Below are 21,316 nucleotides of genomic sequence, written 5' to 3' on the forward strand. Positions count from 1 at the left end.
GGCTTTTTAACACCCTATCCGGCTCCACACGTGCTTTCCAGGCTGTCTCGATATATCTTTTGAGACAGCCTCTTTTATTTTGCACCAATCTAGTTTATAGGGTAAACTATAAATGAAGAAGCCTTGCACCATGCGGCATGAAAATGGCCTTCTGCAGGAAGGGAACTTCCCCTCTATAGAGGAGGTATGAACAATGTTCAAGAAGGGGTTTTCTTTATTAGCAGGCAGATGCTGCTCTGTCTTTTTACCGTGGCCTGGAGTGGAGATGGGGCGGCACCAGGGCCATGAAGGACGAGCTCCACCCCGCACGACCGCTGGGAGGACGGGATTAGCTGAAGCCGGTCCTGCGCCCCCATGGAAACGAAAGCGCCTGTTTATCACTTATCTGCTTTATTTTCAAGGCAGCCTTAATAAAAGTAAAAACGAAGCGGAAACACAGCCCGTGGAAGAAAGACGTCAAAATCCCGGCAGACCGCCTGTAAATCTCCTCCATGGCAGAACTGAAACGAAGTCTCCTGCACAAATCATCAGCGAACTTTAACACCGCTCAAGATAAAGGAGCAGTCTTTGCCATGATTATCATTGATTTCCCAATTTAAAACGAAAGGAAGCGGCAAAAATGGAAGAAAAAAGACTACTGGAACTGATTGAACAGTATGCCAACGTATATTTGTTTGCAACAAAGAAGCTGGAAAGAGTCATGGTCGAAAAAGCCATGCCGATATCACTGGAGCAGTTTGGAATACTGCGCGTCCTCGACGGCAAAGGGGCCATGACGGCAAAGGAAATAGCGAAAGAAACAGACGTCCACAAAAGTGCCGTAACGACTAAGATAGCAAGACTGGAAGACCGGGGCTTTGTTGAAAGAAAAGAAGACAGTATGGATCGACGAAGCATGAAAATCACGTTGACACAGGAAGGTCAGCTTGTACTGGATGAAAGTAAACAGGCAATGACTGCTTTTATCCGCCCATTTTTTGAAGAGCTCAATGAAAAGGAACTCGAAGGTTTTTTAAAGGTTTACGAAAAGCTGAATGAGATGCTGCTGAAGGAGGATTATTGATGCACCGCCTGCTTTATGTTCTTCCTTTTCTCTGGATTGCTGTGGGAGCCTGGCTTTTCCTGACCAGCCCTGATATGGACCAGCTTGTCAGAGAGCGCGGACAGTTCGATATCCCCGATGAATACCAGACGGCTGTCACTTCCGACATACTCCAGGCAAATGAAGGATCCGCCGGAGAAGAGATTCTTCTCGTCTATTTTGAAGAGAATGGCCTTTCAGACTCGCAGCTTGATTCTGTAGCTGAGACTCTGGATTCGTTCCCTTCTGAAATAGAAGGTTTCCCGATAGAAGAAATTACGACTCCATTTGATTCGGAAGAAAATGAATCTCTGATAAGTGACGATGAAACAACATTAATGGCTGTCTTATCGATGGACATGACCGTTAACGATGTGCCTGAAGTACGCCCGCAGATAGAACAGCTGGCAGCCGATCCGGAAACAGAGAATTACGTCAGCGGAGCTGCAATTGTAGAAGATGATGTCATTATCAGTTCCGAAGAAGGACTCGCGACGACGGAAATTATTACTGTTATCTTTGTCATTACTATTCTTCTCTTCGTTTTCCGGTCCGTGACAGCTCCACTCATTCCGCTCATAACAGTAGGAGCCGCTTATCTTGTAACCGTCCCTATCGTTTCTTTTTTAATAGAGAGAATGGATTTTCCAGTCTCCAATTTCACCCAGATATTTATCGTGGCCATCTTGTTTGGCATCGGCACCGATTACTGCATCCTTCTTATGAACCGATTCAAAGAAGAGCTCGCCAGACATCCCGTGAGAAAAACAGCAGTTATTGAAACCTACCGAGCCGTCGGGCCTACCGTCTTTTCAAGTGCCCTTACCGGGTTTATCGGTTTTGCCGCGATTGGACTCGCCGATTTTGATTTGTATCAGTCTGCAGCCGGCGTCGCCGTTGGTATTGTAATGCTTGTGCTTGCATTAATTATCTGGGTGCCGCCGGCCATGCTTCTGCTCGGTGATAAGCTGTTCTGGCCCTCCAAACGGGCACTTGAATCAACAGACAGCAGAATCTGGAAAGGACTGGGTACATTTTCCATGCTGCGCCCGGGCTGGACCTCCCTTATATTAATTGCTCTCGTTGTTCCCTCTTTTCTATTTTATGATCAGCGGGTCTCTTTTCACTCACTTGATGAAATCAGCGGGGAAACGGATTCGGTAGAAGCTATCGATCTTGTTTCTGAGCGTTTTGGAGTCGGATATTCCTTTCCTGCACAAATTGTCCTGGAAGCAGAAGAAGACTGGGATGATCCGGACATGCTTCCGATTATCGAATACGTATCTGCGCAGGTAGCATCTATTGAAGAAGTGGAGGAAGTCCGCAGTTTCACACGTCCGGATGGAGTCGTTCTCGATGATTTCAGGATTCCCGAAATCACCGGGGAACTGAGAGACGGCGTCGATGAAACAGTGGAAGGCGTGGAAGAAGTCACGGAAGGACTTGAAGAACTGCAGACGTCCCTTCGTGAAGAAGAAAGTGCCCGGGAAGCAGCGGAAGGAAGCGAAGAATTGGCTGATGGTTCCGGAGAGCTTCAAACAGGGCTTGAAGAAGCAGCCGGTGGTCTGGAGGAATCGACGGCGGGAATCCGGGATATCGCTGCCTCTCAAAATGAAATTGCCACCCAGCTTGCAGAACTGGAAGGAAGCCTGGAAGAAATAAGCTCTAGTCCCGCTCTCGATGCTTCCACTTCGGGCGCGATTGCAGAAATCAGTGCCGGAATGGGAGAGCTTGAGAATGGTCTCAACGAAACGGCAGAAGGAACGAACGAGGCCGCTTCCGGACAGGAGGAGCTTGAAGAAGGCATTCGTGAATCTGCAGAAGCGCAGTCTTCTCTCCAGGAAGGACAGGAGGAGCTGACAGAAGGATTCAACCAGTTTGGAGATGGATTTTTAGAAATAGCGGACTCGCTTGATGAATTGATTGAAGGCCTCGAGGAAATAGAAGAAGGCCTGGGTGATGTTTCCTCCCTTCTTGCTGAAACTGCGGATCAGGAAACGCACCCTCTTGAAGGTTTCTTTGTACCCGAAGAAGCTGCTGATGAAGAAGAGTTTCATGATCTTGCGGAACTTTATACTACGCCAAACAGCCGTGTTGCCACCTTTGACGTCGTGCTTGATATAGATCCTTACAGCAATGAAGCGATGGTGGTTATGGACGAAATAGATGAGCAGGTCAGCCGCTCCATGAACGAATGGCCTGACCGCTTCACCTACTCTTTAGGCGGACTGCCTGCTGTGAATGCGGATCTGTCCGAGATCTCGGACAATGATTTCTTCCGGACTGCCGTTATTATGCTCAGCGGTATCTTTCTCGTGCTGATCGTTATGCTCCGATCTCTGATCATGCCTGTCTACATCCTTGCTTCTCTCATTGCCACCTACGTGATTTCCATGGCGGTAACGGAGCTGATCTTTGTTACGATCCTCGGATATCCAGGTATAAGCTGGGCGGTGCCATTTTTTGGATTCGTCATGCTGATGGCACTTGGAGTTGATTATTCCATCTTTTTAATGGCCCGTTTTGCGGAGAATATGAAGCACCAGGGTGTAAACGATTCTCTCATGACAGCGATGACGAAAATCGGTACTGTCATTTTATCAGCGGCTATCATCCTTGCCGGAACATTCGGTGCTATGATGCCTTCGGGAGTGCTCTCTCTCGTACAGATAGGCACGCTCGTACTGACGGGTCTTCTGCTGTATGCATTTGTAATGCTGCCGCTGTTCATTCCATTGATGATCCGCTTGTTCGGAGATAAAAACTGGCTGCCGTTTAAAGCACCGGGGAAAAAATAACCTGCTGCAAAGTCGGCAGGAAATGCCCAGAATATCAGCGTCATGAACGAGGAGTTCAAAACCTGCATCCGTTAAAACAGAAGGCGCCATGACAATTTTTGTCATGGCGCCTTTTGAATGCTGGTTCTATTTAAGAACGACTTTTAAGCCTGCTTAGCGAGTTCTATTTTTTCCTGTTCTTTTTCATCCAGGCCGAAGTACGTGTGAAGTGCTTCAGAAGAACGGATCATATCCACTTCCGGAACTACGGCGGAAACCGCAATTTCCGATGTGCTGACCATTTTAATCGCTACTTCTTCGTCGGCGAGTACTTTAAACATATCCGCAGCAACACCCGGATTGGAAATCATTCCTGAGCCGACGATAGAAACTTTCGAAAGGGAGCTTTCATGATGAACTTCACTGTAGCAGAGCGTTTCTCTCCGGCTGTTGATTAAATCCATCGTCTTTCCGAGTTTCCCGGAATCAATTGTAAAGGAAACGTTGATACCGTGATCAGAAGTCATCTGCTGAATAATTATGTCGATGTTAATGCCTTCCTCGGAAAGCAGCTTAAAGAGATTGGACATCGTATCGTAGTGATTCGGAAGACGCTCCACGGTCACTTTTGTAATGTTATCATCGAATGCCAGTCCACGTACCGTTAAATTTTGTTCCATTGATGCTTCCTCCTCAACCATTGTACCTTCCACATCTTCCATGCTGGAACGTACGATCAGTTTTACATTATAGTTTTTGGCGAATTCCACTGCCCGCGGATGGAGCACGCCTGCTCCGAGATAAGCCAGTTCCAGCATTTCGTCATAAGAAATACTGCCGAGCTGCCGGGCTTTTTTCACATACCGCGGATCCGACGTGAACACACCGGTAACGTCAGTAAAAATAGAGCATGATTCTGCATCAAGAGCTGCGGCGAGGGCTACTGCTGTAGTGTCAGAGCCGCCACGGCCGAGTGTCGTAATATTACCTTCTTCACTGACACCCTGGAAACCGGCAACAAGAACGGCTTTGCCATCATTAAGGTGCTGATTCAGAGTATCCGTTTTAATATCGGTAATCCGTGCATCCTGATGAACTTCTTCCGTTACAATACCTGCCTGCCAGCCTGTCAGCGATACAGCTTCCACTCCGATTTCCTTCAGAGCCATAACCACCAGGGAGATGGTAACCTGTTCGCCCGTTGTCAGCAGCATATCCATTTCTCTTGGATCCGGCTGATCCGTTATTTCATCTGCCAGTTCAACAAGCTTATCCGTTGATTTCCCCATCGCAGATACGACTGTGACAACTTTATGCCCTGCATCCATACGCTTTTTAATACGCTGTGCCACCCGCTTAATCTTGTCCGTATCTCCGACGGAAGTACCACCGAACTTCTGCACGATCGTAGCCAATGTAGTCTGCCTCCTTTTATTTTTCCGCAATCAAACGCTGTATTTTATCCTGTCGGTTCCCACCGACTGGAAAACCAGAACTTTCACTTTTTTCTGTGAAAATTATCACCTTTAAAAGCGTAACAAAAGGCAGGTTTGTTGACAAACGGGATTAAAGGCTATTTATCGTTATCCTGCTGAATGGCACTCACTAAGGCGCGGGCAACTGGCTGAGGGATTCCTACTCTCTCGATTTCTTCGGCTGACGCCTCTTTAAGACGCTTTAACGAGCCGAACTCTTTTAAAAGCATTCTTTTTCTTTTTTCGCCAATACCTTCCACTTCATCAAGGACGGAGGTAAACATCGTCTGCTTACGGACATTCCGGTGAAAACTGATAGCAAACCGGTGCACTTCATCCTGAACGCGCTGCAGAAGATAAAATTCTTCACTCGTCTTTTTTAAATTCACGGGCCGGGGAGGATCCCCCATCATCAGCTGGGATGTTTTGTGGCGGTCGTCTTTTGCCAGTCCGCACACTGGAATAGTCAGTCCCAGTTCGTGTTCAATCACTTCCTGGGCAGAGGAGATCTGTCCGCTTCCCCCATCAATGACGATCAGATCCGGAAGCGGAAGCTGTTCCTTTAATAGACGTGTATAACGCCGGCGCACGACTTCCCGCATCGATTCGTAATCATCCGGACCTTCTACGGTTCTTACTTTATATTTCCGGTAATTTTTTTTGTCGGGTCTTCCATCTATAAAGGATACCATCGCCGACACAGGGTCAACTCCCTGAATATTGGAGTTATCAAACGCTTCAATTCTATAGGGAGTTTCAATATTCATTGCCTCTCCAAGACGTTCCACTGCTTTAACCGTCCGCTTCTCATCTCTTTCGATCAACTGGAATTTTTCAGCAAGCGCCATCCCCGCATTCTTTATGGCCAGGTCCACCAGCTCTTTTTTCTGACCCCGCTTCGGCTGCACGGTTTTCACATCAAGAAATTCGCTGATTATATCGGCATCGGTCTCGGAAGGAACGAAAATCTCTTTCGGCTTTTTATGCTGCGTTTCCAGGTAAAACTGTCCAAGAAACGTATAAAAATCGTCCACCGGATCCTGATAAACAGGAAACATAGAGGCATCTCGCTCAATGAGCTTCCCCTGCCGCACGAAGAAAACCTGAACACACATCCAGCCCCGGTCGACCTGATAGCCGAAAACGTCACGGTTCGTCTGTTCTGTCATCGTCATTTTCTGTTTTTCCATGACAGCTTCAATATGTTTCACCTGATCCCGGAGTTCTTTCGCACGCTCAAAATCCATCGCCTCTGATGCTTCGTACATCCTTTTTGTAATGTTATTTTTAATTTCTTTATGGCCTCCGTTTAAAAACTCGGAGATTTCTTTAATCATCTGCTGATTTTTTTCCTTCGTGACCGTAAATTCACACGGTGCCAGACACTGGCCGATATGATAATAAAGGCAGACCCGATCCGGCATCGTCCGGCATTTGCGGAGTGGATAAAGCCGGTCGAGAAGCTTCTTTGTTTCGTTGGCCGCCTGGGCATTCGGATAGGGACCGAAATATTTTGCCCCGTCCTTTTTCACTTTTCTCGTTGTCAGAAGCCGGGGGTGCTCTTCTTTTGTAATTTTTAAAAAAGGATACGTTTTATCATCCTTCAAAAGAATATTGTAGCGTGGCTCATATTTTTTGATCAAATTCTGTTCAAGGACGAGTGCTTCGAGATCTGAAGAAGTCACTATATATTCAAAATCGCGGATTTCACTGACGAGCCGCTGGGTTTTTGTATCGTGGGAGCCGGTAAAGTAGGAACGTACCCGGTTGCGGAGTACCTTTGCTTTTCCTACGTAGATGATCGTGTCCTGCTTATTTTTCATAAGATAGCATCCCGGCTGATCCGGAATAAGCTGCAATTTTTCTTTTAAAGCGTCCATTACAAATCCTCCTGCCTGAAAAGGACAGAAAGGAGGTGCCCCTCAAATGGAGACACCCCCGTGCTTATCATCTGTCTTTTATAGATGCTTGTTCAGTGTGTTTTCCAGCTCTTCTTTCGGCTTAAAGCCGACTACCTGATCCACAACTTCGCCGTTTTTCATGACGAGAAGTGTAGGAATGCTCATAACACCGTACTTGCTTGCTGTTTCCTGGTTTTCGTCAACGTCCAGCTTAACAATTTTAACCTGGTCGCCCATGTCGCCGTCGAGTTCTTCAAGAACGGGAGCGATCATTTTACAAGGTCCGCACCAAGGTGCCCAGAAGTCCGCCAGCACGACGCCTTCGCTTGTTTCTGTACCGAAATTTTGGTCTGTTACGTGTGTAATTGCCATAAATATAGTCCTCCTTATTAATTGAGCAGTATTAATTCCATTATAACGGATGCACCCCATAGTTGAAAACATCCTGCTTCAACATCTTCTCTGGATGCTGAATTTAATTCTAAACGAAACCTGTTCAGGTTGCAAAATAACTGCCTGAGAGCTTTAAGACCAGCCTTTCATGAACAAAAGTTTCGATACGAAAAGCCAGCATGCAGACGTTAGGTACTTATATTGCCCCGGATTAAGGATTTCTCCCTGTCAAACGTCCGCCTTACAGCAAGTCTGCAGTTGTTTTCCAGTTTTTAATACTGTTTAATCATTCCTTAGATAAAGTCAGGTGTCCTGTTCAGAAATAAAGGGCGGCTGTTTCCGCCTGCCAATGGACGCAGGGACGGAATCAGCTAATTTCTTTCTCCCGCCGGTCGGAAGGTCCCGCGGGACGCAAAGTCCGATTTGCAGATTTCCTCCATGGCAGAGCTGCAGTGAAGTTTTCTGAAATAACAAAAATGGACTATTACAGAACATATGATAATAAAACTTGAATTTTCTTTCTACTGAAAAGTCCTGCTTGTACCCTGACCTTCTTTCTGAAGCTAACGGTGGGGACTCCTGCGGGAAAAAGCGAAGTCGGAATATCCTTTTTGTCGAAGCTGAGCTTCGACAAAAACAGCTGAAGACGAGCCCCGCGGAAAGCCTCCCCAGGAAGCGAAGGAAAGAAGAACCGAAAACGATACAGAGAATCATTTATCTGCACACTGGTACAATATCGCCGTTAAAAAGACGGGTGATTAAAATATTATCCGAGTACAGAAAACCAGATAACCATCCGCCGGACTTTTCCAGCGGATGGTTATCTGGTTCTTTTTAACGTTTGATATAACAATTCTTCTCTTCTTTCATGCCTTGAAGAAACTCTTGAGAAATCTCCTGCACTGCTGTTTCTTTTCAGAAAGCCGGCTGCAGAAGCCGGAGATGGCGGCTCCTGGAGGATTAAGGACGATCCGAAGATCCATGCCTTCCAACCCCTGGGGCGGAAGGAATCAGCTGAGGCCGTCCCCTCCGGAAAGCGTCCATCGGCAGGCGTAAGCAGCCTTCTGTATTACTATGCAGATAACAAACCTTTGTCTGCAATCTGATCTTCATTTCAAAGTTTCTTTATGAAACAACTACTTTTTTGAATTCTTCGGTCAGCTTAGGAACGATGTCGAAAAGATCTCCAACGATGCCGTAGTCAGCAATCTGGAAGATTTCTGCTTCCGGGTCTTTGTTGATCGCAACGATGATTTTAGAGTTGGACATCCCCGCTACGTGCTGGATTGCCCCGCTCAGTCCGACAGCGATATAAAGATCCGGTGTAACAACTTTCCCTGTCTGTCCGATCTGCATCGCATAATCACAGTATTCCGCATCGCACGCTCCGCGGGAAGCACCGACAGCGCCGTTTAATACGTCTGCAAGGTCTTCAAGCATTTTGAAATTCTCTTCGCTCTTCAGTCCCCGGCCTCCGGAAACAATAATGGAAGCTTCTGAAAGGTCGACACCTGTAGAAGTATTTCGGACGACTTCTTTAATAATCGTCTGCAGATCTTTTACTTCGACATTAAATGCTTCCACGTTTCCGCTTTTGCCAGTATCTTTTTCAAGAGCAGGAATGTTGTTTGGGCGGATAGTTACAAACTGCAGCCCTTCTTCGATCGCAACTTTTTCAAAGGCTTTACCGGAATAGATCGGGCGGATAAATGTAGAGCCGCCTTCAATCGCTACGGCATCGGAAACGAGTCCGGATCCCAGCTTGCTCGCAATCTTTGGAGCAATGTCCCGGCCAATGTAAGTATGCCCCATAACGATCGCGTCCGGCTTTTCCTGTTCGATTATTTCCATGAGAACCTGGGAATAGCCGTCCGGCGTGTATTCCTTCAACTTTTCGGATTCAACAGTGAGCACGCGGTCCGCGCCGTGCTGCACCATTTCTTCTGCCACGGAAGCGACAGATTCTCCTAATACGACTCCTACTACTTCCGCACTCTCATCCATCATTTTAGCTGCTGCTACAGCCTCAAACGATACGTTACGGAATGCTCCATTGCTGATTTCTCCAATCACTAAATGTTTCGCCATCATTTGTCACCCTTTCTGATCGTCTATTTGCTTTATATTACTTTCGCTTCATTTTTTAAAACTGAAACAAGCTCTGATACCTGTTCGTCCACCTCGCCCTCAAGAATTCTTCCAGCCTGTTTTTCCGGAGGAAGATAGCGGTCAACACGCTTTGTCTTAGGTGCTGCATCGTCTTCGTCCAGATCCAGGTCATCCAGATCGAGCGTTTCAAGCGGCTTCTTTTTCGCTTTCATAATCCCCGGGAGAGAAGGATAGCGTGGTTCATTAAGCCCCTGCTGTGCTGTAACAAGCAATGGTAAAGGGACTTCAAGCATCATTTGATCGCCTTCCGCGTCTTTTTCGATCTTCGCTGTGCCGTTTTCAATTTTAATATCCGTAATAGAAGTTACGTGGTTGATACCTAGCTGATCAGCAAGACGCGGCCCTACCTGTCCGGAACCGCCGTCAACAGCGATATTACCGCCGAGAATAATGTCCGGTTCCTGATCTTTAAAGTAGGCAGCAAGCAGTGCCTGAGTAGTAAAAGTGTCCCCGTCTTCAATTTCCTCATCTTCAATGAGAACAGCTTTGTCTGCGCCCATCGCCAGACCGGTGCGGATCTGCTTCTCCGCTTCTTCGTCTCCTACAGTCACAATGGTAACTTCTCCACCGTGCTCATCGCGGATTTGAATTGCTTCTTCAATCGCATATTCATCATACGGATTAATGATGAATTCTGCTCCATCTTCTACAATTTTTCCGTTTTCCACCTGAATTTTTTCTTCTGTGTCAAACGTACGTTTCATAATGACAAAAATATTCATGTCTTTACCCTCCTATTATCCTGCGCATTTTAAGCGCTTTCATAACTATTATATAAAAAAGCTGTAGTGAAACAGCTTATTTATCCTGAAACTGAGGCTTTCTTTTCTCAAGAAATGCTGAAATGCCTTCCTGGGCATCTTTCGTTTCAAACACATCACCGAAGCGCACAGCTTCTTTTTCCTGGCCGCGTTCGATTGGATCCGTTTCTGCGTGCTGCAGCAGTTCCATAATGTACTGAACTGATCTCGCACCTTTATGGCGGACCAAAGCAGCAAGCTTCATTGCTTCCTCGACGTGGGTACCTTCAGGAACAGTCCGGTTAATCAGTCCGAACTTTTCGGCTTCCGGTGCCTTTATTGACTCAGAAGAAAGCAGCATTTCCATAGCTTTCGATTTGCCTACAAGTTTAGGAAGACGCTGCGTACCCGCAAATCCGGGAACGAGTCCAAGCTGCAGCTCCGGCATGCCAAGCTGTGAGTTCTCGGAAGCGATTCGGATGTGACTGGCCATCGCCAGTTCCAGGCCGCCGCCGAGAGCTGCGCCATGAATAGCTGCGATAATCGGCTTGGAAGCAGTTTCCATGCGGCGGAAAATCCGCTGGCCGTCACGTGCCAGATCAGCAAATTCGCTGCCGTGTTTAATACCGGTAAACTCTTTAATATCGGCACCTGCAGCAAAAAATCTGCCTTCTCCATGCATAACAATAACACGGACATCGTTGTTTTCTTCAAAAGCGTCCAGTGCTTCCCCGATTTCTGCAATCATACTTTGGGAAAGAGCGTTTGCCGGAGGTTTGTTCAGCGTGATTACGCCGATACGGTCTTCGATTTCTGTTGAAATGAACTGCCAGTTACTCATCTAGGTTCCTCCATTCGTTGCGGTGCTTTTAACCCTTTCATTAAGAACTTATGCAGGGACTCAGCAAGCGGAGCGAGATCGTACCGGTGATCTTTCATCACCCAGTTGGTTACGACTTCATCAATAGATCCGAAAATCACCTGACGCATCATCCGTGTGTCAATATCCGGATCAAATTCCCCCTCCTGCTTTCCCTCTTCAATAATCGAGTCGATTAACCCTAAATACCCTTTTAATACTTCATTCACTTTAAAGCGGATAGAGATGTTCGACTGGCGAAGTTCCAGCTGGGTAACGAGCGCCAGATCATGATCCTTTTCGAGCTGGCTTAAGTGCATATGAATGAGTATATATAATTTATCTTCTATTGATGTAGCGTCCAAAATTTTACCTTTAATGTAATCAACGAAAACACCCATTTTCTCTTCGAATAGAGAAATCAGTATATCTTCTTTATTCTTGAAGTAAAGGTAGATAGTTCCGTCAGCTACTCCTGCTTCTTTAGCAATTTTGGAAACCTGGGAATGGTGATAGCCGTTTTCTGCAATTACCTTCACTGCAGCATCAATGATTTTGTCGTATTTTTGTCCTCGTTTTTTCCCCATTGTGTTCGACTCCTATCCTGCCCGATAAAAATGAATGATCGTTCATTCATACCTTGATCATATCGAATTCCGCTCTGTCTGTCAACGACAGGAGCGGAAAGTATTTCCTCAGCATCTATTTTACCGGAGCAGCGAAGATTTAGCCAGACTTTTGACGTTCTTTTTCTTCTTCCTGCAGAGCACGGCGCAGCACTTTTCCAACCATCGTCTTCGGAAGTTCATCTCTGAACTCATACATGCGAGGTATTTTATAGGAAGAAAGCTGTGAGCGGCAGTAGGTGTCCAGTTCTTTTTCCGTTACCTGTTTCCCATCTTTCAGCACGACAAAAGCTTTCACTGTTTCTCCACGGTAAGGATCGGGAATGCCGACAGCCACAGCTTCTTTGACTGCTTCGTGTTCGTAAAGAATTTCTTCAATTTCCCGCGGATAAATATTGAAGCCTCCGGCAATAATCATGTCCTTCTTCCGGTCAACGATATAAAAGAAACCTTCTTCGTCCATATAACCCATGTCTCCCGTATAAAGCCAGCCGTTCTGCATCGCTGCAGCTGTTTCCTCCGGTCGGTTCCAATATCCCTGCATCACCTGCGGACCGCTGATCAGCAGCTCACCAACTTCATGCGGAGGGGCTTCTTCGCCTGTTTCCGCAGAAAGGATCATCACATTCGTATCCGGCCACGGCAGACCGATACTGCCCGTCGGACGTTTTCCCCACATCAAATTGAAGTGGGTTACAGGAGAGGCTTCGGTGAGGCCGAATCCTTCCGAAAGTTTTCCCCCGGTCAGATGTTCAAAACGCTGCTGGACTTCGACAGGAAGGGGAGCTGATCCGCTGATGCAGGCTTCGATTGAAGATAAATCATATTTACCGACGTTTGGATCATTTATTACGCCGATATACATTGTCGGAGCCCCCGGGAAGATCGTCACTTTCTGCTTTTCGATCGCCTGGAGTGTCTGCTTCGTATCAAATTTTGGCAGAATAACCATTTTCGCACGGTTCAGCACTGCATAGTTCATCCCGATCGTCATTCCATAGACGTGGAAAAAAGGAAGCGCACATAAAATTACTTCTTCCCCGTGCTTCATCGTATACATCCAGCGGATAGCCTGGGTTGTATTAGCTACGAGATTCCTGTGCGTTAGCATGACACCTTTTGCAGCTCCGGTTGTGCCCCCGGTATACTGCAATAAAGCCAGATCCTTCTCTGTATCGATCTCTACTGGGTTCACAGCAGCCGGCTTTTTCTTTAACAGTTCAGTAAAGCTGTGTGTTCCGGCATCATAATCAACACTTACTTTCATGCCGGTGTTTTTCTTTTGAATAAACGGATAGATCATATTTTTAGGAAAAGGAAGATAATCTTTTATATGCGTCACAATCACGTGTTCCAGAGCGGTTTTTTCCTTGACCGCTTTGACTTTTGGATAAACGAGGTCAAGGCAGATGATCACCTTGGCTCCCGAGTCCACCATCTGATGCTCAAGTTCCCGTTCTACATAAAGCGGGTTCGTCTGAACAACGACTCCTCCGGCCATTAGAATTCCGTAGTAGCTGACAACAGACTGCGGAGTGTTGGCAAGCATGATTGCTACCCGGTCTCCCTTATGTACACCCATCTGCTGAAGCTGACCGGCAAAACGTTTTGCCTCTTCATATACCTGTTTAAATGTCATCGTCTTACCAAGGAAATGAAGAAGGACTTTATCCGGCTCTTCTTCTGCTCCTTCCTGCAGATATGAGTGGAGCGTCTGATGCGGATATTCAAGTGATGCTGGAATTTCTTCCGGATATTGATTCAGCCAGGGTCTGGCCGTTAATTCTGTTACCATTGCCCATCCTCCTGATTATACTCTCCGGTACAGGCAGACATTCTCTCTTATTAAGGAGGCAGCCGGAGGAAGCTCCGGCTCTCCGCATTATTTTTTACTTTTTTCTTTTTCTTCTTCGACGAGAACACGCCGCAGAATTTTACCAACCATCGTCTTCGGCAGTTCTTCGCGGAATTCATAATACTGCGGAACTTTGAACGAAGCAAGGTCGTTACGGCAGTGCTCATCAAGCTTTTCTTCGGATAATGTGACGCCTTCTTTCGGTACGATAAATGCCTTTACCGTCTCCCCACGGTAAGGATCAGGCACTCCGATGACGCACACTTCCTGGACCCCTTCATGTTCATAAAGCACTTCTTCAATCTCACGAGGGTAAATATTGAAACCGCCTGCGATTATCATATCTTTTTTACGGTCGACGATGTAGAAGAAACCTTCATCATCCATATAGCCCATGTCCCCGGTTAAGAACCAGTCTCCTCTGAAGCTTGCCTGAGTCGCTTCCGGCTGATGCCAGTAGCCTTTCATTACCTGGGGACCTTTAATCATCAGTTCTCCCACTTCATTCGCCCCGGCTTCTTCGCCGGTTTCGGCAGAAAGAACTTTTACTTCTGTGTCCGGCCATGGAACTCCGATCGAACCTTCTTTTCTTTTCCCCCATAAAAAGTTGGCAATAGCGACCGGGGACGTTTCCGTCAGGCCGTATCCTTCTACGAGTTTACCGCCGGTGGCATCTTCAAACTTCGTCTGCACCTCGAGAGGCAGTGCCGCTGAACCGCTCAGGCAGGCTTTAATCGAAGAAAGATCGTGTTTCCGAATATCCGGATGGTTTAAAAGCCCGATATACATCGTCGGAGCCCCCGGATACAGAGAAGCCTTATGTTTTTCAATCGCTTTCAGAATTCCTTTTGGATCGAATTTCGGCATAATTATCATTTTGAAAGCCATTCGGACCGATAAATTCATGACTACTGTCATTCCATAAACGTGGAAAAACGGCAGAGCGGCCATCATAACTTCTTCCCCGGCCTTTAATTTATACATCCAGTGTTCAGACTGCTGGGTGTTTACTGTCAGGTTATAATGAGTGAGCATAACCCCTTTTGCCGGGCCCGTCGTCCCTCCGGTATACTGGAGCAGAGCAAGATCTTCTTTTGGATTAATATCCAGGTCGATCTCCTCGGCTTTCCCTTTATTAATTAGATCTGTGAAGGAAAGCAGTGAGTCGGAATAAGTCAGCTCTACCTTTATTCCGGTATTTTTCTTTTGAATAAATGGATAGACCATGTTTTTAGGAAACGGCAGATAGTCTTTTATTCCAGTAACTATAATATGAGTGAGCGGCGTTTTATCCTTGATTTTAGCTACCCGCGGATAAACGAGATCAAGGCAGATCATCACCTTGGCTCCGGCATCGTTCATCTGGTGCTCAATCTCCCGCTCTACGTAAAGCGGATTTGTCTGCACGACCACGCCGCCTGCAAGCAGCACGCCGTAATAGCTGATAACAGCCTGAGGTGTATTGGCGAGCATGATAGCAACCCGGTCCCCCTGCTCTACCCCCATTTTCCTTAATTGACCAGCCAGCTTCAAAGATTCTTCATAAACAGCGCTGTACGTCATATCCTTACCCATAAAATGAAGAGCACCTTTATTCGGAAACTGTTCCGCCGCCCGCTTCAAATAATATTGAAGTGTTTTTTCCTCGTACTCTATGGACTGCGGAATTTCCTGTGGATAGGAATCAAACCACGGCTTTTGTGTTAACGTTGTCATGACAATACCCTCCCTGTTTTCCTATCACTCTTTCTGCCAGTCGTAGATGTAAATGTCTTTTCTGCTCCAGAAACTTTAAGCTCCAGACGCGCTGGAACTTCCCCCATGCTTCTGCAACAAAAAAGACAAACATTCCCTCTTACTAATATTGTAATGAAAACGCTTTAAAAAAGAAACTCTATTTAGAAAAATAATTGAACAAATTGAATGAATGTTCATTCTTTTTCTCATTTCCCTGTATTATACAGTAATTTCAGAGTAAATAACTTCTTTTTTCAGATGAAAAATCAATACTCTTGTCTCTGAATATATAAAAAGCTGTTTGAGTCGTTTCTAAAGGATAGCGGAGGCTTTCCGCGGTGCTCGTCTTCAGCTATTTTTGCCGAATCACAGCTTCGCCAAAAAGGATTTTCAAACTTGGTGGTATTAAGTTATATTTTCCACTAAATCGAAAATGAACTACTTGTAAAAACTGCTCATGCCTGTTACTGCGGTTTTTTAAAGGGAAGAAGCAGCCTGTAAATGATAAAGAGCAGAAACGATCCCCTTTATATAAGTAAGAGACTGGGACTTTAACAGAGACCCTCATGCAAAATCCTTGCACCATGAAGCATGAAAATGTCCTTTTATAGGAATGGATGCCCCATCTATACAGATGGAATCAATGATATCCAGAAGAGGTCTTCTACCTCCTGTTCTATCTTTTTTACCATAAGCTGTAGTGGACATGGGGCGACTCCGGGGCGATGAAGGACGAGTCGAAGATCCATCCCTCCGACCGCCGGGAGGAAGGGATTAGCTGAGGCCGGCCCGCCCGGAAAGCGTCCCCATGGAAACGAAAGCGCACATTCATTGCTTATATCCTTTATTTTCAAGGTAGCTTACAAGAAAGCTCTTTCAAAACAAAAAAAGAACCTTTCAAAGGTTCTTTTCATGATGTATCTATTTATAAACATACAGAAAGCTCTTCTCCCCCGGCGCCTCTCCACTTAGATGAAAAATACCCAGTAGACAACTCCTGCCAGCATGAAGCCGGCACAGAGGAAAATAAGGATTTTTGCTAATCTTTCCATAAGGATGCCTCCCGTTCTTTAAATACTCGCTCCAATGATATACGACAGAGATACAGATAAAACAAAGGAAAGTATTCCGACAGCCCTGTTGTCTGCCCCTAGTTCTCTATCTACTTTAAACGAAGGAGTGAGAAATTCGAATATAAAATAGACGAAAAGAAGCAGCAGGAAACCGTAGGCACCCCAGCCGAGCATCGCAAGGACAGAATCGTTCGCTTCAATAGAATAACGGAAAATGTTTGCTGTTCCAAACACTTTTCCCGAAGTCGCTAAAGCCACAGCTACGTTTCCTTTTTTGAATTCATCCCATGTTTTGTAGGAGGTAATCCATTCAAACACAGCTGCAGCAGTTATAATAGCCATGACTACGATGCTGTACAGCCCGGCCGTATAGACGTATTCGTGCTGAAAAAGTGTTTCCATCCGGATTCCTCCCCTTTATTTTAGTTTTGCAACGGTTACACCTGATCCGCCTTCCCCCTGGGATCCGAGCCTCGTCTCCGATACATTTGGGTGGCGTTTCAACAGGGCTTCCACGCCTTTACGCAGCGCACCTGTCCCTTTTCCGTGAATAATTGACACCTGGTGATAGCCGGCAAGTACGGCATCGTCCAGATATTTTTCCACATCCATCATCGCGTTATCATAGCGCTCCCCCCGGAGATCGAGCTCAGTTTTCACATGGGCACTGCGCCCCCGTACCGTGGACAGCGGTTTGGATTCAACCGGTTTCGGTCTGCTTATATAAAGCAGATCTTTATTTTTCACTTTCATTTTCATCATTCCAAGCTGCACCATATATTCTTTATCGTTGACCTTTTCAACAATATGCCCTTTCTGGTCCAGGCTCTCCACTTTCACTTCGTCGCCTGGAAGCAGCTTATCAATTTCCGGCTTCGCTTTTTTCGGCTTTGCCTTCTTTTTGCGTTCCGCAAAATCAGGTTCCGCATCCTGCATTCTTTTCTTGGCATCAATCAGCTCATGCTCTTTAATCGATGGATTGTTTTTCTGCATTTCCCGCAGCTCGAAAATGATCGATTCCGCTTCCTGCTGGGCTTTCTGGACGTGCTTTGCCGCTTTATCTTCTGCTGACTGGAGAAGCCGGTCTTTTTCTTCCTCCCAGAGGCGCAGCTTCTCAGCAAGTTCCCCGTGAAGCTCTTCTGCTTCTTTTCTCAGAAGAACGGCTTCTTCTCGTTCTTCTTCCGCCTTTTTACGGCTGTCTTCGAGAGAAGATATCATGTTTTCGACTTTATTTGTTTCTGTGGAAATCTGCTGTTTTGCCGCTTCAATAATCTCTTCTTTTAATCCAAGACGGGCACTGATCGCAAAAGCATTACTGCGCCCGGGGACTCCGATAAGCAGCCGGTATGTCGGGCGGAGTGTTTCCACGTCAAATTCCACACTGGCATTGATGACACCTTCGCGGTTGTAGGCATAGCCTTTCAATTCACTGTAATGCGTCGTTGCAATCACTTTCGCTCCTGTATTATAAACATGATCCAGGATGGAAATGGCGAGGGCTGCTCCTTCTGTCGGGTCGGTGCCTGCGCCTAATTCGTCAAAGAGGACGAGTGATTCGTGATCGACATTTTCCATAATGCTTACGATGTTTGTCATATGCGAGGAAAAGGTACTCAAGCTCTGCTCAATGGACTGTTCATCTCCTATATCAGCGAAAATCCGCTGAAAAACGGCAGCGGTTGATCCTTCTTCACAGGGAATCTGCAGACCCGACTGGGCCATGAGTGTCAGCAGCCCCACCGTTTTCAGCGTCACGGTTTTACCGCCTGTATTCGGCCCGGTAATGACAAGAGAAGAAAAGCTGCCGCCGAGTTCGGCATCGATCGGGACGATTTCGTCATCTGGAATTAACGGGTGACGGGCGCCTTTCATCTCAATCCGTCCGGATTCATTGAGCGCCGGCTCCGAAGCCCGGATCGATTTCGAATAGGAAGCTTTTGCAAACATGAAATCTGCTTCTGTCATAATGTCGACTACGTCACTTAATTCGACTGTATATTCCGATACACTCGCAGACAGCATCTGCAGGATCCGTTCAATTTCGTACTTTTCTTTCGTACGTGCTTCTCTAAGCTGATTGTTCGTTTGAACGACACTTTCCGGTTCTACGAACAGCGTTGCTCCCGATGCAGACTGGTCGTGGACGATACCTCCGAAATGACCGCGGTACTCTGCCTTGACAGGAATAACATAGCGGTCATTCCGGATCGTTACGATCGCATCCGAAAGCATTTTCCTGCCGGAAGAAGACCGCGTTATTCCTTCAAGACGGGAGCGTACCGTGGATTCGTGGGAACGGATCTGCTGGCGGATGTTCCGCAGCTCCATACTCGCAGAGTCAAGTACTCCGCCATTTTCATCAATTGCCTGGTTTATTTCCCGCTGCAGATCGGTGAGCGGTACCATTTCTGCGATAAGCTCCGGCAGAATGCGGAGTTCGATTTCATCTTCGACCATCTGCTCGATAAATGCTTTAAACATTCGGCTCCCATAAATCGTTGAAGCAATTTCCAGCAGTTCTCCTGCATTCAGCTGCCCGCCGATCTCCGCCCGCTTGATCGATCCGCGGATATCGCGGAGGCCGCCCAGCGGCACGTTCCCTTTCAGCCGCAGGACTTTGGCCGCTTCTGACGTGCGAGCGTGTGCCTCTTTCACATCAGAAAAAGAAAACGAAGGATTCAGCTGTTTTACCCGCTGCTTTCCGAGTGAAGAACCTGCAAAAGGAAGCAGCTGTTCTTTCATTTTTTCATATTCCAGTACCCGGGTTACCCGTTCAATCATAATTACCTTCCCTTCTTACGTCGTCGAATCTGAGAGATGTAAAAAGCTCTTCAATTCGGATATCGTCCATGTATTTACAACATTATGCCGCTTTAATCCGGCACGGCGGGCCGTTTTTACTCCTGTTATCATATCCTCAAGCATATCATAGTGATGCGCGTCCGTATTAATAGCCACTTTCACACCGGCCGCCTGTGCTTTTTTCAAATTCTCCGCAGAGAGATCAAGCCGGTTCGGGTTGGCGTTCAATTCAAGAATAGTGTTTGTTTCCGCCGCCGTTTCTATCAGTTTTTCCATGTTGACGGCATAACCGCTGCGCCTGCCGATAAGCCTTCCTGTCGGATGAGCAATCATATTGACATGAGGATTGCGGCACGCATTGATAAGACGCTTCATAATCGTTTCTTCATCCTGCTGAAAAGAGGAGTGAATCGATGCGATAACAAAATCGATCCCTTCCAGTACTTCATCTTCATAGTCGAGCGTCCCGTCCGGAAGAATATCCATTTCGATACCGGTGAATACGCGGATACCTTTTTCCTTCTGAAGTGTACGTATCTCCTCGTGCTGGCGTTTCAAACGCTCAACGGTCAGGCCGTTCGCCACCTTTAAATACTGGGAATGGTCCGTAACCGCCATAAAGGTATACCCTTTGTCTGCACATCGGTCCATCATTTCTTCCAGGGACTGGGCTCCGTCACTCCACGTCGTATGCATATGAAGGTCGCCGCGGATATCTTCAAAAGAGAGCAGATCCTCAAATGTTTCTTCAAGCTCCCATGCTCCTTCTCTTACTTCCGGAGGAATGAAAGGCAGGCCGTAATGAGAGAAAAATTCCGATTCTGAGTTGAAATAAATTTTTTCTCCCGTCTCCTCCACTTCCACCCCGTATTCGCTTATTTTTTCTCCTCTTTCTTTCGCCCGCTGCCGCATCAGGACGTTATGATCCTTGGATCCAGTAAAATGGTGCAGGGTGGAGGCAAAGGAACGGTCTTCGATCAGCCTGAAATCGACGGGGATAATGTCGTCCCCGTATCGAAATTCGAGGGAGATTTTTGTATCCCCGCGGCCAATAACCGCTTCAATTCCCGAAAAGGCCAGAATACTTTCTTTTACTTCTGCCGGCTTTTCCGTAGCCACGATAAAATCAAGATCCTTCACTGTCTCCCGGCCGCGGCGAAAACTCCCGGCAAGTTCCCAGCGTTTGATTTCCTTTATATTTTCGAGCTTCTGACCGAGATCTTCCACTGCTGGATAAACAGAGGCCAGCGGCAGTCTTTCCGGTCGTTTTCCCATATCGTTAACTGCTTCGAGAATTTTATCCTCGGATTTCTTTCCGAAGCCTGAAAGATCCTGAATTTTATGGTCTTCACACGCCTGTTTCAGTTGTTCTGCATTCGTTACGCCAAGTTCCTTATAAAGCCTGCCGATTTTTTTGCCTCCAAGACCCGGAAGCTTTAGGAGCGGGATGAGCCCTTCCGGCACTTCCTGCTGAAGCTCTTCCAGAAGCTCTGTCGTTCCGGTTTGGCGAAGGTCTTCTATAATAGCCGCTGTCCCTTTACCGATGCCGGATAATGAAGCGGGGTCTTCAATTTGTTCCAGACTGCGTTCATCTTTTTCCAGTGCCTGGGCTGCTTTTCTGTATGCAGAAACACGGAAGGCGTTTTCTCCTTTTATTTCTAAATAAACAGCGATCGTTTCCATCGTCTGCAGTACTTCTTTTTTATTCATCGGGATCCTCCTCTTTCATTCAGGTGGGTCGTACGTTTATCATTTTCCCTGCTTGCTGTGTTATCAGCCGGATTTACAAAAAAAAGTCCTGTTTTCTATTATGTTTGTCAGCATAAAA

The 21,316-nt window shown here is 46.6% G+C and carries 15 protein-coding genes; 3 read left to right on the forward strand and 12 right to left on the reverse strand.

Features of this window, described 5'->3' with window-relative positions; genetic code table 11:
• Positions 1-193: 193 nt before the first annotated feature.
• The 3 genes from FTX54_RS12520 to FTX54_RS12530 all read left to right on the forward strand — a co-directional run bounded on the left by FTX54_RS12520 (position 194) and on the right by FTX54_RS12530 (position 3,879).
• The gene (locus FTX54_RS12520) at positions 194-541 is read left to right on the forward strand and encodes a hypothetical protein (protein WP_147803456.1); all 348 of its coding nucleotides are present in this window, start codon (positions 194-196) and stop codon (positions 539-541) included.
• Between the two features lie 78 nt (positions 542-619).
• Positions 620-1,063: a MarR family winged helix-turn-helix transcriptional regulator gene (locus tag FTX54_RS12525; RefSeq protein ID WP_147803455.1), complete on the forward strand. Its 444-nt coding sequence runs from the start codon at positions 620-622 to the stop codon at positions 1,061-1,063.
• Positions 1,063-3,879, forward strand: coding sequence for an MMPL family transporter (locus tag FTX54_RS12530; protein ID WP_147803454.1), 2,817 nt, complete (start codon positions 1,063-1,065; stop codon positions 3,877-3,879). The genes FTX54_RS12525 and FTX54_RS12530 overlap by 1 nt, the downstream gene beginning before the upstream one ends.
• A gap of 143 nt (positions 3,880-4,022) precedes the next feature.
• Here FTX54_RS12530 and FTX54_RS12535 read toward each other — a convergent pair whose 3' ends face one another.
• The 12 genes from FTX54_RS12535 to polX form a co-directional block, all read right to left on the reverse strand.
• On the reverse strand, positions 4,023-5,273 hold the full coding sequence (locus tag FTX54_RS12535) for an aspartate kinase (RefSeq protein ID WP_147803453.1): 1,251 nt from the start codon (positions 5,271-5,273) through the stop codon (positions 4,023-4,025).
• Between the two features lie 158 nt (positions 5,274-5,431).
• Entirely contained in the window at positions 5,432-7,213 is a 1,782-nt protein-coding gene (uvrC, locus tag FTX54_RS12540) for an excinuclease ABC subunit UvrC (RefSeq protein WP_147803452.1), read from the reverse strand.
• Positions 7,214-7,291: 78 nt separating this feature from the next.
• On the reverse strand, positions 7,292-7,606 hold the full coding sequence (trxA, locus tag FTX54_RS12545; protein ID WP_147803451.1) for a thioredoxin: 315 nt from the start codon (positions 7,604-7,606) through the stop codon (positions 7,292-7,294).
• A 1,146-nt stretch (positions 7,607-8,752) separates the two neighbouring features.
• On the reverse strand, positions 8,753-9,718 hold the full coding sequence (locus FTX54_RS12550; protein WP_147803450.1) for an electron transfer flavoprotein subunit alpha/FixB family protein: 966 nt from the start codon (positions 9,716-9,718) through the stop codon (positions 8,753-8,755).
• A 29-nt stretch (positions 9,719-9,747) separates the two neighbouring features.
• Complete coding sequence (locus FTX54_RS12555) at positions 9,748-10,518, reverse strand: electron transfer flavoprotein subunit beta/FixA family protein (RefSeq protein ID WP_147803449.1); 771 nt, start codon at positions 10,516-10,518, stop codon at positions 9,748-9,750.
• Positions 10,519-10,594: 76 nt separating this feature from the next.
• Positions 10,595-11,377 (reverse strand): enoyl-CoA hydratase, encoded by a 783-nt coding sequence (locus tag FTX54_RS12560; RefSeq protein ID WP_147803448.1) that lies wholly within the window; start codon positions 11,375-11,377, stop codon positions 10,595-10,597.
• On the reverse strand, positions 11,374-11,982 hold the full coding sequence (locus tag FTX54_RS12565; protein ID WP_147803447.1) for a TetR/AcrR family transcriptional regulator: 609 nt from the start codon (positions 11,980-11,982) through the stop codon (positions 11,374-11,376). Before FTX54_RS12565 ends, FTX54_RS12560 begins: the two co-directional genes overlap by 4 nt.
• A gap of 139 nt (positions 11,983-12,121) precedes the next feature.
• Positions 12,122-13,816 carry an AMP-binding protein gene (locus tag FTX54_RS12570; protein WP_147803446.1) on the reverse strand — a complete coding sequence of 565 codons (1,695 nt, stop codon included), beginning with the start codon at positions 13,814-13,816 and terminating at the stop codon, positions 12,122-12,124.
• A gap of 87 nt (positions 13,817-13,903) precedes the next feature.
• Positions 13,904-15,592, reverse strand: a complete 1,689-nt coding sequence (locus FTX54_RS12575) for an AMP-binding protein (protein ID WP_147803445.1) — start codon at positions 15,590-15,592, stop codon at positions 13,904-13,906.
• Positions 15,593-16,683: 1,091 nt separating this feature from the next.
• Positions 16,684-17,088 carry a DUF350 domain-containing protein gene (locus tag FTX54_RS12580; RefSeq protein WP_147803444.1) on the reverse strand — a complete coding sequence of 135 codons (405 nt, stop codon included), beginning with the start codon at positions 17,086-17,088 and terminating at the stop codon, positions 16,684-16,686.
• Between the two features lie 15 nt (positions 17,089-17,103).
• The gene (locus FTX54_RS12585; protein ID WP_147803443.1) at positions 17,104-19,467 is read right to left on the reverse strand and encodes an endonuclease MutS2; all 2,364 of its coding nucleotides are present in this window, start codon (positions 19,465-19,467) and stop codon (positions 17,104-17,106) included.
• A 15-nt stretch (positions 19,468-19,482) separates the two neighbouring features.
• Positions 19,483-21,204 (reverse strand): DNA polymerase/3'-5' exonuclease PolX, encoded by a 1,722-nt coding sequence (gene polX, locus FTX54_RS12590; RefSeq protein ID WP_147803442.1) that lies wholly within the window; start codon positions 21,202-21,204, stop codon positions 19,483-19,485.
• Between the last annotated feature and the right edge of the window lie 112 nt (positions 21,205-21,316).

This window comes from Alkalicoccus halolimnae, assembly GCF_008014775.2.
GTDB classification, from domain to species: domain Bacteria; phylum Bacillota; class Bacilli; order Bacillales; family Salisediminibacteriaceae; genus Alkalicoccus; species Alkalicoccus halolimnae.